This window comes from Microbacterium sp. (assembly GCF_047606685.1).
In the GTDB taxonomy this organism is placed as follows: Bacteria; Actinomycetota; Actinomycetes; order Actinomycetales; family Microbacteriaceae; genus Microbacterium.
The window spans coordinates 1-13,205 of record NZ_JASGEC010000094.1 but is presented as its reverse complement, the minus strand read 5'-3'; the positions used below and the strand labels follow the sequence as shown (position 1 = coordinate 13,205).

Sequence of the window (13,205 nt, the reverse complement as noted above, 5' to 3'; positions counted from 1 at the left end):
AGGAGCGCATGACCCGCAGCTATGAGGAATGGAAAGCCGCCGCCGCAGCGCTGCGACTGGACGGACGGGCCGTGATCGACGGCGCGCGCGTCGACGCCGCGTCCGGCGAGACGATCTCGAAGACGAATCCGGCCACCGGCGAAGTCATCTCGCAGCTCGCCGCGTGCGGCGAGGAGGACGTGGATGCCGCCGTGGCCGCCGCACGGCGCTCGTACGACGCCGGCGTGTGGTCGCGCGCCGGGGCAGGGTTCCGCCGCGAGCGGTTGCTCGCGCTGGCCGAGCTGATCCAGCGGCGCGCCGACGAGTTCGCGCTGCTGGACACGCTGGACATGGGCAAGCCGGTGCGCGAGTCATCCACCATCGACGCGCCCGGCTCCGCCGCGCTCTACCGCTTCTACGGGGAGGCGATCGAGAAGCTCGAGGACCGCATCCCGGTCACCCCACCCGGCGCCACCGCTCTTGTCACTCGCGCGCCGCTGGGCGTGGTCGGCGTGATCGTGCCGTGGAACTACCCGCTTGAGATCGCGACGTGGAAGGTCGCCCCGGCCATCGCCGCGGGCAACTCGCTCGTGCTCAAGCCCCCGGTGGAGGCGTCGCACTCCGCGCTGCTGCTGGCCGAGCTCGCGCTCGAGGCCGGGATCCCGGCGGGGGTGCTGAATGTGGTCCCCGGGCGCGGCTCGACGGCCGGCCGGGCGATCGCGCTGCACCACGACGTCGACATGCTCGCCTTCACCGGGTCGACCGAAGTGGCCAAGCAGCTGCAGCAGTACGCCGGCCAGTCGAACATGAAGCGGCTCGCGCTGGAGGCCGGCGGCAAGAGCTCCAACCTCGTCTTCGCGGACTGCGACGACCTCGAGCTCGCCGCCCAGAAGGCCGCCTTCGGCGCCTTCTACAACCAGGGCGAGATCTGCTCGGCCACGTCGCGCATCTTCGTGGAGCGGGCGGTGTACGCCGAATTCGTCGAGCTGCTCGCGGCGGCGTCCCAGTCGTACCGGCCGGGCGATCCGCTCGACCCCGAGACCGGCGCCGGCTCGCTCGTCTCCGAGGCCCATGCCGACAGCGTGTGGGCGACGATCGAGAGCGCGCGCCGCGACGGCACCATCGTGACCGGCGGCGAGCGCCCTGAGATCGGCGGCTCGCGCGCGTTCATCGAGCCGACGATCGTGACGGATGTCGCGGACGACCACGAGGTGCACACCCGGGAGATCTTCGGCCCGGTCGCCGTCGTCACCCCGTTCGACACCGAGGACGAGGCCATCGCGAAGGCGAACGAGACCGAGTACGGGCTCGCGGCCGCACTGTGGACCGGCAGCTTCGCGCGGGCGCACCGCGTCTCGGAGCGCCTGGTCGCCGGCACGGTGTCGGTGAACACCGTCGACGCGCTCAGCTTCACGACTCCGTTCGGCGGCTTCAAGCAGTCCGGCTTCGGCCGCGACCTGTCGATCCACGCCCTCGAGAACTACACCGACTACAAGACCACCTGGATGCAGTGGGGCTGAGCACCATTCCCTGCCTCGCATCGCCCCACCACCCCCAAGGAGCGACATGAACGAGGAACACCCGAAGCTCACCACGTCGACGACGAAGATCGTCACGTTCGAGCGCCGACACATCCGTCCGATCCCCGAAGACGAGCGCCACGGCACGACCCGCGGCCTGTTCTTCGTGTGGCTCGGCATCAACATGCTGCCGCTGACCGTGGTCACCGGCGCGCTCGGGCCGACGCTATTCGGCCTGTCGCTGGGATGGACCGTCCTGGCCGTCGTGATCGGCAACATCATCGGCGGCTTCGGCGCGGCCCTGCACGCTTCCCAGGGGCCGCAGCTCGGGATACCGCAGATGCTGCAGGCCCGCGGCCAGTTCGGGTTCTACGGCGGGAGCCTGCTCGCGCTCATCGCGGTCATCATGTTCCTGGGCTTTTTCGCTTCGAACCTCGTGGTCGCCGCGCAGAGCTTCGCCGCCGTGTTCACCGGGCTCTCGATCAACATCGGCATCGTCGTGTGCGCCGTCGTCGCGCTCGTGGTGGCCATCTTCGGCTACGACCTGGTGCGCAAGGCCATGGGCGTCTTCTCCGTGTTCATCGGCGTGCTCGTCGTGGTGGCGCTGATCATCGTGGCGACGAACCCCGCGACGTTCGTGACGACGGCAGAGCTCGGGTTCAACATCGCGGGCTTTTTCGGAATGCTCGCGGTGGGAGTGACCTGGCAGCTCGCCTATGCGCCGTACGTCTCCGACTACTCGCGCTACATGCCCAAGGAGGGCGGCGCGAGGCAGGCGTTCTGGGCGACGTACCTCGGGCTGGTGCTGGGCACCATGCTCGTGATGACGCTCGGCGCGATGGTCGGCCTGACCACCGCCGACGGCGACGCGATGTCGGCGCTCGGAACGCTTCTGGGCGGCTTCGCGCCGATCGTGCTGATCGGCTTCGGCGCGGCATCCGCTGTCATCAACTCGGCCAACATCTACTCGGGCGTCATGTCCTCGCTCACCGTGCTGGAGTCGATCTCGAAGCGGATCCGCATCAACACGAACGTGCGCATCGTGATGACCGTCGTGTACGCGCTGCTCGCGCTGCTGGGTGCCGTCTTCGGCAAGAACGACTTCCTGCTGGTCTTCAAGGACTTCGTCTTCATCCTGCTCTACGTGCTCATCCCGTGGTCGGCGATCAACCTGGCCGACTACTTCATCCTGCGCAAGGGGCACTACAACGTCGACGACATGTTCCGTCGGGACGGCGGCGAGTACGGCCGGTGGGATGTGCCCGGCCTGGTCAGCTACGTGATCGGGATCGTCGTGCAGATCCCGTTCATGGTGACCGGGCTCTACACGGGGCCGCTGGCAGAGCCACTCGGCTTCGTCGACGTGGCATGGGTCGTGGGCTTCATCGTGCCCGCCGTCGTGTACATCGTGTGGCGGCGTCGCCGATGACACGGCCAGACCTGGTCATCACGGCGGCGCGGCTGTGGGCGCCGGAGCCGGTCGCACACACGGCGCTGGCCGTGGTCGGCGAGCGCATCGCCGCGGTCGGCAGCGACGACGAGATCCTCGCGTTGGCGGGGCCGGAGACGACGCGGATCGACGCTGCGGGCGCCGCCCTGCTGCCCGGCTTCCACGACGCCCACATCCACGCGCAGGCCGGAGGCCTGGGGCTGCTGGGCTGCGACCTCGATCGCGAGCACTCGCTCGCGGGGTACGAGCGCCTCATCACCGAGTACGCGGCATCCCACGAGGGAGAGTGGGTCGTCGGCGCGGGTTGGTTCGGCGACGTGTTCCCCGGCGGCTTCCCGGATCGCGCTCTCCTGGACAGGCTCGTTCCCGATCGGCCCGCCGTGTTCACGAGCCACGACGCGCACGGGGTGTGGGTCAACTCTCGCGCGCTCGAGCTCGCGGGCATCGATCACGGCACCCTCGATCCCCCGGCCGGCCGTATCGTGCGGGATGCTGCGGGCTCGCCGACCGGGATGCTCATCGACTCGGCCGGGGAGCTGGTGACCTCGCTCATTCCCCCGCACGAGCCGGGCGACCTGCGCCGCGCGCTGCTCACCGCGCAGGAGCATCTCTTCTCGCTCGGCGTCACCGCGTGGCACGACGCCATCCTCGGTCGCTTCCTGACGCTCCCGGACTGCATCCCCGCGTATCTGGAGACCATCGCCGACGGGTCGCTTCGCGCGCGCGTCACGGGGTCTGTGTGGTGGCCTCCCGGCGCCGGCCCCGAGCGACTCGACGACGTGCTGGAGAAGGTGGCCGAGTGCCGGCGCGCCGGCTTCGCGGTCGACAGCGTGAAGATCATGCAGGACGGCATTTGCGAGAACTGCACCGCGGCGCTCAAAGCCCCGTACACCGGGATCGTCCCGGAGACGACGGGGGACTCCGTCATCCCGCCGCACCAGTTGGCGGAGATCACGGCCGCGCTGGATGCCGCGGGGCTGCGCGTGCACTTCCACGGCGTCGGCGACCGGGCCGTCAGCGAGTGCCTCGACGCAGTCGCGGAGGCGCGGCGGCGCAACGGCCCGTCGGGCAAGCCGCACCAGGTCGCGCACATCGACCTTGCCGACCCGGCGGATCTCCCGCGGTTCGCCGAGCTGAACGTGACGGCGAACCTGCAGCCGCTCTGGGCCCGCGCCGACCAGGAGATCCTGGAGCGCAAGCTCCCGCTGCTGGGTGCGGAGCGCGCCCGCTGGCACTTCCCGTTCGGCTCGCTCGAGCGCGCCGGCGCCCATATCGCGATGGGCAGCGACTGGCCGGTTACGAGCCCTGACCCGCTGTGGGGCCTGCACACGGCGTGCACGCGGACGGCGCCGCCGGCTGACGCCCACGCGCGCAACCCCGAGTCGCGGGTCGCGATGGCGCCGACAGAACGCCTGAGCCTGGAAAGCGCGCTGCGCGCCTACACCCTCGGCTCGGCCGAGATCGCCGGTCTCGACGACCGGATGGGGCGGATCGCCGTCGGGATGCTGGCAGACCTCGTGCTGCTCGACGGGCCGCTGGGCAGCGCGGAGGATCTCTCGGGCCGCCGAGTGGCCAGGACCGTGCTCGGCGGACAGACCGTCTACACGAGCCCGGAAGCAAACCAGAGTGAGGAGAGAGCGGTCTGAAGACCTACGACGGGGGTTGCTCGTCGAGGAGGCTGCGCGCGAGCGTGGTCGCGCCGGCCACCGCCGCGGGCATTGTGGCGACCGCGCCCAGCGGCACCATGAAGCACAGCTGGGTCGCGACGCCGAAGCCGAGGGCGCGCGCACGGCGCCCGCGGAGCATCCGTCGTCTGGCCCGCCGGTCGATGCCCCGCGCCGACAGCGCGCGGGAGGTGAGCTCGTCGGCGAGCAGCCAGCCGGTCGCGGTCACGCCGAGCACGACAGCGAGGATGCCGCCCACGACCGGGATCAGCCCGACCGCCGCCGTCACGACCGCGACGCCGACGCCGCGCGCGAACAGCGCGAGGCCGTCGGCGACACCCCGCCAGAATCCCGTGCCCGGGCCCGGGTCGGCGGTGCCGAGCTCGTTTTCGACGGCACGCCAGATGCGATCGTAGAACGGCTCTCCGACCACGAGCGTGAGCGCGGTGAACGAGACGGCGACGAGAACCAGCGCGGCGCCGACCAGAGCGGCGCCGACAGCGATGCGGATGACGGTGGCCCACAGTCCGGGCCACCTGTCGGCGAACGGCGTGACGGCCTCCGTGATGCCCGGCAGCGCGACGCCCAGCGCGATCAGACCGGCGAGGAAGAGCACGCCGACGATGCCGGCGGGGACGAGACCGAGTGCCATCAGGCCGGGTCGAGAGCGCCAGTGCGCGAACCCGCGACCGAGCGTGGCGGCGCCCCGAACGAACTCGCGCATCGGCTCAGCCTAGATGGCGTGCCTCAGAAGGGCGGTTCGTTGTAGACGGGCCGGTCGCGAGTGAGGCGTTGCAGGGTCGTCAGGAACACGGGGTCGGGAGAAGTCGTGAACCCGGTCGGGGAGTGCAGGGCGACGGTCCCGTCGGGTCGTCGGCGGTAGCCGAGCCTCGTGGTGTCTTTCGTCTTGTGGTCGGACTCGCAGAACGGGTGCAGGTTGCCGATGTCCGTGCGCCCGCGGCCGGGGCCGTGGAAGGGGTCCCAGTGGTCGATCTCGGCGTCGGCGGCCGGTCTCGTGCAGCCGTCGCGGGTGCAGGTGCCGTGGGTCAGCAGCAGCCACTCGCGTTGCGCGCGGGTGACTTTGCGGGAGCGGCGGTCCACGTCCAGCACGACCCCGCTGACCGGGTCGGTGACCACCCGGGTGAACTCGCCCGCTTCCAGCAGCAGCCTCACCGCGGTGGCCTCGTCGACGGGCTCACCGTCGCCGGCGACCACCGGCTCCGCGTTCAGATCCAGCCCGCCGCAGCGGGGCGCGGCATCCGTCCGCACGCTGGCGCGGGCTTCCGGGGCGAGCCGGTCCAGCGGGACGGTGACGAGCACCTTCGTCCGCACCGCCCCAGCACGGCCGGGCCCGGTCGCGCCGCGCAGCCGGCGCACGAAGGAATCGGCGCGGAGCTGGTCGCGGGTGCGGCCGTCCCGCACCGCCTTGGCGGTGTGCTTGGCCTCCGACCGCAACTGGCCCATGATCGCGACGGCGTCGACGGTGTCCACGTACGCGTGGACCCACGACATCCCGTCCTCGCACCTCTCGTGCACGACCCGCCGCCGCCGCAACGCGGCCTCGTGCTCGACGGCCGGCTCCCCCGGCACGAGCGCCCGCGCCGCTTTCGCCGCGGCGCGGCGGAACGAGCCCGGCGTGGCGGTGAGCACGAGGTCGGCGAGGAATCCGTCGAACTCCGCGACCCCGGCGGCGTCCGCCCCGAATCGCGCGAGCAGCTTGACCGCCGCCTCGGCCTGCGCGGTGGTGGCGAAGCCCTCCCACACCCGCGCCCACAACAGCGGCAGCCGCTCCCGCGCCGCATCGGCCACCCACGCCAGCGTGCGCACCACCGCCTCGCTGAGCTGGAACCGGGCGGCGGCCTCGATCACCGCGCACCGCTCCGCCGTCCGCTCCCCGTCCGCGTCGCCCGGCACAGCGTAGACCCACGGGTGCTCCCTCGCGAACCGCAGCGCGTCGGCCAGGGCCGCGGCCCGCCGCGCGGCGTCGCGGTTCAGCTCGTACTGGTGCCGCTCCACATCCTCAAAGAACAACGCCAACACGGCCTCATCAGCCGGGCGTTCGATCTCGGATACGGCTTCCATACCCCTACACTAGCTCACATATTCTATAAATAGAAGCTCTATCACCAGAATAACTTCATTATTTTGTACTACTCGGTCGTGCTTTCGGCCTTCCAGAACACCCCCACTCGCGAACCGTCGAGCACGAACCGCAACGCGCTGCCGGCCGGGAACTCACTCTGGAGCTGCTCGGAGAGCGCCTCGGTCACGCGGACCGCGACGGTGGGAGGGAATCCGGCAGCCCCGCATCCCTGGAGCATGGGTCCTTCGATCGCATGCGCCGTGGGGTCGACCGCGTCCGTTCGCACAACCATGAGGCAGGTGTCGGCGTCGTTGAGCGCCCACTCCCCTCCCACGACGAGGACGGTCATCCCGTGGAAGTCTTCGAACACCGTTGGCGGCGGATCCCACATCGCGGCGAGCGGAGAGCTCGAAACAGCCTGCAGCACCGCCACCTGTCGGCCCTCGGGACCCGTAGAGACCGGCGTGAATCGCACAAGGGCGGCCGCGTACGTCGTCGCGGCGACCAGGCCCGCCACCGCGAACAACGACGCCGCCCACGCGACCGCGAGCCACGGCCACAGCCGACGCCTCCGCGGAGTGGACGGGGGAGCCTCTTGCGCCTCGGCCTGCGGCGGGGCCGGCGCGGGCGAGGAATCCGACGCGACGGCATCCACGTCAGGCTCCGGCTCCGGCTCCGGTTCCGTCGGCAGCACCGGCCCGCGAGCCTGCGCCTCCAACTCCTCGAGCCGCCGCAGCGCGGCCGCATCCCCCGCGATGTCGGCGTCAGGCCCGTACGCCCGCGCACGCAACGCGCGAAGCTCGGAGGCGGCGCCGTCGTCCATCAACAGATCGTCGCACACCGCGCCGTCACGGCGCTGCGGCGATCAGCGGCAGCCATCGCTCCAGCGTCAGGTAGGCAGCCTGCCGTGGCTCGGGACGGGACAGGAACACGTCGTGGATCGCCCCGTCGACACGGGCGATCGTGACGAGCGATCCGATCCGCGTGGCGCTGCGGGCGATGTTGTCGACCGCCAGCACGGTGTCGGTCGACTCGGCGTCGACGTCGGTCCGCGCGAACGGCGACGACGACCTCGCCGACAGGATCAGCAGCGTCGGGCAGCCGACATCCACTCCTCCCGTCACCCGCTGGTGCCCGGCGAGCACCGCGGCCAGCCAGCCGGGATGCGTCGGGAACCCGCGAGCGGGCCGCCACTCGGCCGGCCCGTTCGGCAGCGATCCGATCGCCGCCTGCGCGCGCGTGTAGTGCCCGAGGTCGACGAGCGGCTGTGCACCTCGCGGCGCGAGCCGCGCGCCGAGCCCCACGAGCGGCGAGACGGCTTGCCGCACGAGCGCGCCAAGCTGCAGCTCGAGCCACGGACTGTTCAGCACGAGCGCCGACGCGACGCCGGGATGGCGCGCCGCCCACAGAGTCATCGTGAGCCCACCGGTGGAGTGCGCCATGAGCACGAGCCGGCGGCGCGAGCCGATCACGTCGAGCGCGGCGGCGATGTCAGCGTCGTACACGTCGAGGTCGGTCACATACCCGGGCGTCTGCCCCGGGCGCAGGCTGCGACCGTGCTTGCGCAGGTCGAGCGCGAAAAAGCGCGCGCCCCGTTGCGTCCAGAACCGCGCGAGCTCGGTCTGGAAGAAGTAGTCCGACCAGCCGTGCGTGTACAGCACATCGACGTCGGCCAGCGGGCGGCCGACGCGCTCGAGCCACGACGGCTCACTGCGCACGAGCGTCGCGCCGACCGGTCCCTCGTCATCGTCCCCGAGCGGCAGCGCGAGCTGCTCGAACGGGCGCCCCAGGATGTCGGGGATCCAGGCGCCGTCCACGATCCGAGCCTATTCTCGGCGGGCGACGATCGTGGCGGTGAGCGCGAGCGCCGAGAACGCGACGCACACGACCGCCATCGGCACGGCACTGTGCTCGCCCGCCAGCCCCACGAGCGGCGACGCGAGCCCGCCGGCGAAGAACTGGGTCGCGCCGAAGAGGGCGGCTCCGGCGCCGCGGCCGGAGACCGCGCGCGCCAGCCCGAGAGCGCTGGCGTTGGCGAGGATGAGGCCCGTGCCACCGGTGAGCAGGAACGCGCACACGACGAACGTGGCGGGGACGAGACCGCCGGCGAAGGTGAGGATGGCGAGGAGGGATGCCGCTCCCGCGCTCGTCGCCGCCCCGATCGCCAGCAGGCGGCGCGGACCGACCCGCGGCGCGACGCGCGCGTTCACGAGGTTCGCCGTGACGAGAGACACCGCGCCCGCCGCGAAGCAGAGCGAGTACGCGATCGGCCCCATCCCCAGCACCGTCTGCCCGACGAAGGGCGACGCGGAGATGTAGGCCATCATCGCCGCGAAGCCACTTGCGTACGCGACGACGTAGGCGACGAAGATGCGGTCGCCCAGCCACGACCGGAAGCTGTGGAACACGATCGCCACGCCGCCCGAGCGTCGCGACTCGGGCGGCAGCGACTCGGGAACCACCAGCAGCGCGAGCAGGAACATCGCGGTGGCGATGAGCGCGAGCACGGCCAGCACGCCGCGCCAGCCGAAGCCGGCGCTGACCACGCCACCGATCGGCGGCGCGACGAGAGGCCCGAGCGCGCCGACCATCGCGATGAGGCTGAGCGCGCGCACGGCGGTGGCGCCGTGGCTGAGATCGACGGCGATCGCCCGCCCGATGACGACACCGGCGGCGCCGGAGAAGCCCTGCACGGCGCGCAGTGCGATGAACACGGCGACGTGTGGCGAGAAGACCAGCACGACGCTGGCGGCGGCGAACACGCCGAGCGCGAGCACGAGCACGGGGCGCCTCCCCCACCGGTCGGACGCGGGGCCGAGGAAGAGCTGGCCGACACCGAGCCCGAGCAGGAACGCCGTCAGCGTGAGCTGCACGTTCGGGGCAGCGGCGCCGAGGTCGCGCGAGATGTCGGTGAACGACGGGAGGTACAAGTCGGTCGCGAACGGGCCGACCGCGGCGACGAAGCCGAGGGCGGCCAGCAACCCCGGGGTCAAGCGGTCGCGCATGCCGCTACTCGCCGCGCGAGATGTCCACCATCTCGTCGCGCGGCACGACCTTGACACGGGCGCGGCCCTGCCGCTCGCCGAGCGCGATCTCGTGCTCGTCGAGGCGGTGCCAGCCCTGCAGGTCGGTCCAGCGCACGCCACGCGAGGCGAGCAGCGCCGGGATCGCCTCCTCCGACGGGTTGGCCGGCTGCCACCAGGTGCCCTGGTCGTTGATGAGGTGGCGCACCGTCTCCATCGCGTCCGACTTGGTGTGCCCGATGAGCCCGACCGGCCCGCGCTTGATCCACCCGGTCGCGTACACGCCCGGAACACGCTCGTTCGAGTCGTGGCTGAGCACTTGGCCCTCGCGGTTGGGGATGACACCGTGGCGATCGTCGAAGGGCACGTCCTTCAGCGGAGAGCCGAAGTAGCCGACCGCGCGGTACAGCGCCTGGATCGGCAGCTCCCGAATCTCCCCGGTGCCGACCACGCCGCCCTCGCCGTCGGAGCGCGTGCGCTCCCACCGGAAGCCCGAGACGCGCCCACCGTCGGCGAGCACCTCGACGGGGCCGGCGAAGAAGTGCAGGTGGAGGCGGCGGGATGCTTCGCCGGGAGCGTTGTTCACGGTCGGGCGTTTGCGCCACGACTGCAGCACGCGGTCGATCACCATCACCTGCTTGTTGCTCGCGATCGCATCGAGCGAGGACTGGTCGTAGTCGAAGTCCTCGTCGTAGACCACCATGTCGACGTCGCGCAGCTCGCCGAGCTCGCGCAGCTCGAGCGGCGTGAACTTGACGTTCGCGGGGCCGCGGCGGCCGAAGACGTGCACGTCGGTGACGGGGCTCGCGGCGAGGATGTCGTACACGTTGGCCGGCACCTCGGTCGGCAGCAGGTCCTCGGCGTGCTTGGCCAGCATCCGCGAGACATCCAACGCGACGTTCCCGTTGCCGATCACCGCGACCGCCCGCGCGTCCAGCGGCCACGTGCGCGGCACGTCCGGGTGACCGTCGAACCAGCTGACGAAGTCGGCCGCGCCGTACGAGCCCTCGGCGTCGATGCCGGGGATGTCGAGGTCGGCGTCGCGCACCGCGCCCGTCGCGAAGATCACCGCGTTGTAGTGGTGCTTGAGGTCGTCGAGCGTGATGTCCTCGCCGAAGCGCACGTTGCCGAACAGGCGGATATCGCCGCGGTCCAGCACGTCGCGCAAAGCGTTGATGATGCCCTTGATGCGCGGGTGGTCGGGGGCGACGCCGTAGCGCACGAGGCCGTACGGCGCTGGCAGCTGCTCGAACAGGTCAATCGACACGTCGAACTTGCGCTCGGCCTTCAACAGGAGGTCGGCGGCGTAGATGCCGGCGGGGCCTGCGCCCACGATGGCCAGCCTGAGCTTGGTCATGGAGTGGTGTTCCTTCTGACGGGGGTTAACTGGACCGATCCGCGACAGCCTGCGCGAACCGCGTGAGCGCTTCGCGCACGGGTCCGTCGGGGAGCGGATCGAGAGCGGTGATGGCGTCGGTGGACCACCGGTGGGCGAGCGCGCGCGTGGCATCGGTCGCCGCATGCTCGCGCAGGTCGGCCAGCGGGCGGTCGAGCACGTCGGTGTTCGCGCCGTCAGCGATGCGGGCGACGCCGTCGTCGATGCGCGCGCGCAGGTCGACCGACGCTGCGTCCGACCGCTGACCGAGCAGGAGGTAGGGCATCGTGGGCACGCCGGCACGCAGGTCGGTGCCCGGCACCTTGCCGGTCTCGTCGGGGTCGGCGCTGAGGTCGATGACGTCGTCGAGCAGCTGGAAGGCGACGCCCGCCGCCTCGCCGAAGCGCGTCATCGGGGCCTCGAGCTCCGCCGGGCCGTTGGAGAAGATGACGCCCGCCTGCGCGGCGGCGGCGATCAGCGAGCCGGTCTTGTCGGCGAGCACGCCGAGGTAGTGGGCGACCGGATCGGCGCCGGCGGGCGGGCCGACCGTCTCGTGAAGTTGGCCGAGCACGAGCCGCTCGAACGTGTCGGCCTGCAGGCGCATCGCCCGCTCGCCGTGCCGGGCCATGATCTGGCTCGCCCGCGAGAACAGCAGGTCGCCGGTGAGGATCGCGACGTTGTTGCCCCACACCGAGTGGGCGCTCGGCACGCCGCGGCGCACGTCGGCGCTGTCCATCACGTCGTCGTGGTAGAGCGAGCCGAGGTGGGTGAGCTCGAGTGCCGTCGCGCCCTCGACGACATCGGGGGTCACCCCGTCGCCCAGCTGCGCCGTCAGCAGGGCGAGCATGGGGCGCACACGCTTTCCGCCCGCCTCGTAGAGGTAGCGGCCGGTGGTGGTGGCAAAGCCGTCCGCGAACGACAGCTCCGCGGCGAGCTTGTCCTCCACGAGCGCCAGCGCGTCTTCGACCACGCGCACAAGGCGCCGCGACTTCGCGCCCGCGAACACCCGCTCGGTCAGACCCAAGCGGCGCGCCAACCCCGGGTCGGACGCAGAGGAGGTCGGAGTCACCTGACCAGCCTACCCAGCAGGCCTCGGCTTCCTTCCCCGGTGCAGGGCGACGATCCCGAACGACAGATTGCGGTAGGCGACATCCACCCACCCGGCCGCGCGGATCCAGGCTGACAGCGCGCGCTGGTCGGGCCAGTCGGCAATCGACTCGCCCAAGTATTCGTACGCCTCGGCGTTCGAGCTGACGACGCGCGCCACGCGCGGCAGCACCTGCCCGTTGTAGAGGCGGTAGAGGCGGCCGACCACCGGCGACGGCGGATGCGAGAACTCGCACACGACGATGCGGCCGCCGGGCCGGGTCACCCGGTAGAGCTCCGCGAGCGCCGTCTCGGGGCGGTGCACGTTGCGCAGCCCGAACGACATCGTGACGGCGTCGAACTCGTCGTCGCCGAAGGGGAGGTCGGTCGCGTCCGCCTCGACGAACGAGAGGTTCGGGATGCCGCCCCCCGGCGCATCGGAGCCGTACCGGCGCCGCCCCTCGGCGATCATGCCGGGCGAGAAGTCGGCCGCGACCACCTCCGCCCCGCTGCGGGCCAGCGACACGCTGCTGGCGCCGGTGCCGGCGGCGAGGTCGAGGATCCGCTCGCTCCGCCGCGGCGCGATCGCGCGCACCGTCGCGATGCGCCACAGCCGGTCATTGCCGATGCTCAGCACGTCGTTGGTGACGTCGTAGCGGGGGGCGACCTGGTCGAACATTCCGCTGACGCGCTTCGGGTCCTTGCCGAGGTCGGCGCGGTTGGGCGGGGTCACGGGCGCGCTCACCCGCCAAGTCTAGGGTGGAGGCGTGCCCATCTCCCGCCTGGTCGTCGAGACGCGCGAGGTCGACCCGGTCGCGGAGCTGCTGCCCTTCACGTCGCCGACTGAGCCGCTCGCGTGGCTGCGGCGCGGCGACGGCATCGTCGGGTTCGGCGGCGTGGCGGCAGAACTGTCGTCCGGCGCCGAGGGGATGCCGCGTGGCGACGCGCGCGCGGACGCCCCCGCGCTGGCCGACGCGTGGCGCGCGCTGGCCGCCGACGCGGTCGTGGACGACCCCGTGCGACTG

At 71.7% G+C, this 13,205-nt stretch carries 11 protein-coding genes and 1 pseudogene; 4 read left to right on the top strand and 8 right to left on the bottom strand.

What is annotated here, in order from left to right; translation table 11 throughout:
• Positions 1-8: 8 nt before the first annotated feature.
• From QM611_RS11160 to QM611_RS11150, 3 genes are read left to right on the top strand one after another with little or no spacing between them, the layout of a single operon-like run.
• A complete protein-coding gene (locus QM611_RS11160; RefSeq protein ID WP_415079991.1) occupies positions 9-1,499 on the top strand; it encodes an aldehyde dehydrogenase family protein in 1,491 nt (496 codons plus the stop codon).
• 46 nt (positions 1,500-1,545) lie between these two features.
• Complete coding sequence (locus QM611_RS11155; protein WP_415079990.1) at positions 1,546-2,928, top strand: purine-cytosine permease family protein; 1,383 nt, start codon at positions 1,546-1,548, stop codon at positions 2,926-2,928.
• The gene (locus QM611_RS11150; protein ID WP_415079989.1) at positions 2,925-4,595 is read left to right on the top strand and encodes an amidohydrolase; all 1,671 of its coding nucleotides are present in this window, start codon (positions 2,925-2,927) and stop codon (positions 4,593-4,595) included. The genes QM611_RS11155 and QM611_RS11150 overlap by 4 nt, the downstream gene beginning before the upstream one ends.
• A gap of 4 nt (positions 4,596-4,599) precedes the next feature.
• Here QM611_RS11150 and QM611_RS11145 read toward each other — a convergent pair whose 3' ends face one another.
• The 8 genes from QM611_RS11145 to QM611_RS11110 all read right to left on the bottom strand — a co-directional run bounded on the left by QM611_RS11145 (position 4,600) and on the right by QM611_RS11110 (position 12,925).
• Positions 4,600-5,337: an EI24 domain-containing protein gene (locus tag QM611_RS11145; protein WP_415079988.1), complete on the bottom strand. Its 738-nt coding sequence runs from the start codon at positions 5,335-5,337 to the stop codon at positions 4,600-4,602.
• Positions 5,338-5,360: 23 nt separating this feature from the next.
• Positions 5,361-6,695: a DUF222 domain-containing protein gene (locus QM611_RS11140; protein WP_415079987.1), complete on the bottom strand. Its 1,335-nt coding sequence runs from the start codon at positions 6,693-6,695 to the stop codon at positions 5,361-5,363.
• Between the two features lie 68 nt (positions 6,696-6,763).
• Positions 6,764-7,519 carry a hypothetical protein gene (locus QM611_RS11135; protein ID WP_415079986.1) on the bottom strand — a complete coding sequence of 252 codons (756 nt, stop codon included), beginning with the start codon at positions 7,517-7,519 and terminating at the stop codon, positions 6,764-6,766.
• Positions 7,520-7,544: 25 nt separating this feature from the next.
• Positions 7,545-8,513, bottom strand: a complete 969-nt coding sequence (locus QM611_RS11130; RefSeq protein WP_415079985.1) for an alpha/beta hydrolase — start codon at positions 8,511-8,513, stop codon at positions 7,545-7,547.
• Between the two features lie 9 nt (positions 8,514-8,522).
• The gene (locus QM611_RS11125; RefSeq protein ID WP_415079984.1) at positions 8,523-9,701 is read right to left on the bottom strand and encodes a multidrug effflux MFS transporter; all 1,179 of its coding nucleotides are present in this window, start codon (positions 9,699-9,701) and stop codon (positions 8,523-8,525) included.
• Positions 9,702-9,705: 4 nt separating this feature from the next.
• A complete protein-coding gene (locus tag QM611_RS11120; protein ID WP_415079983.1) occupies positions 9,706-11,076 on the bottom strand; it encodes an FAD-dependent oxidoreductase in 1,371 nt (456 codons plus the stop codon).
• Positions 11,077-11,101: 25 nt separating this feature from the next.
• On the bottom strand, positions 11,102-12,163 hold the full coding sequence (locus tag QM611_RS11115) for a polyprenyl synthetase family protein (protein WP_415079982.1): 1,062 nt from the start codon (positions 12,161-12,163) through the stop codon (positions 11,102-11,104).
• A 9-nt stretch (positions 12,164-12,172) separates the two neighbouring features.
• On the bottom strand, positions 12,173-12,925 hold the full coding sequence (locus tag QM611_RS11110; RefSeq protein ID WP_415079981.1) for a class I SAM-dependent methyltransferase: 753 nt from the start codon (positions 12,923-12,925) through the stop codon (positions 12,173-12,175).
• 22 nt (positions 12,926-12,947) lie between these two features.
• Here QM611_RS11110 and QM611_RS11105 point away from each other — a divergent pair.
• A pseudogene (locus tag QM611_RS11105) lies at positions 12,948-13,205 on the top strand (isochorismate synthase); the annotation flags it as partial.

Excerpts from the sequence above, each read along its gene's own strand:
- QM611_RS11160 (WP_415079991.1), top strand. The coding sequence starts at position 9 with ATGACCCGCAGCTATGAGGAATGGAAAGCCGCCGCCGCAGCGCTGCGA.
- QM611_RS11125 (WP_415079984.1), bottom strand. The coding sequence starts at position 9,701 with ATGCGCGACCGCTTGACCCCGGGGTTGCTGGCCGCCCTCGGCTTCGTC.
- QM611_RS11140 (WP_415079987.1), bottom strand. The coding sequence starts at position 6,695 with ATGGAAGCCGTATCCGAGATCGAACGCCCGGCTGATGAGGCCGTGTTG.
- QM611_RS11145 (WP_415079988.1), bottom strand. The coding sequence starts at position 5,337 with ATGCGCGAGTTCGTTCGGGGCGCCGCCACGCTCGGTCGCGGGTTCGCG.
- QM611_RS11120 (WP_415079983.1), bottom strand. The coding sequence starts at position 11,076 with ATGACCAAGCTCAGGCTGGCCATCGTGGGCGCAGGCCCCGCCGGCATC.
- QM611_RS11135 (WP_415079986.1), bottom strand. The coding sequence starts at position 7,519 with ATGGACGACGGCGCCGCCTCCGAGCTTCGCGCGTTGCGTGCGCGGGCG.
- QM611_RS11155 (WP_415079990.1), top strand. The coding sequence starts at position 1,546 with ATGAACGAGGAACACCCGAAGCTCACCACGTCGACGACGAAGATCGTC.
- QM611_RS11150 (WP_415079989.1), top strand. The coding sequence starts at position 2,925 with ATGACACGGCCAGACCTGGTCATCACGGCGGCGCGGCTGTGGGCGCCG.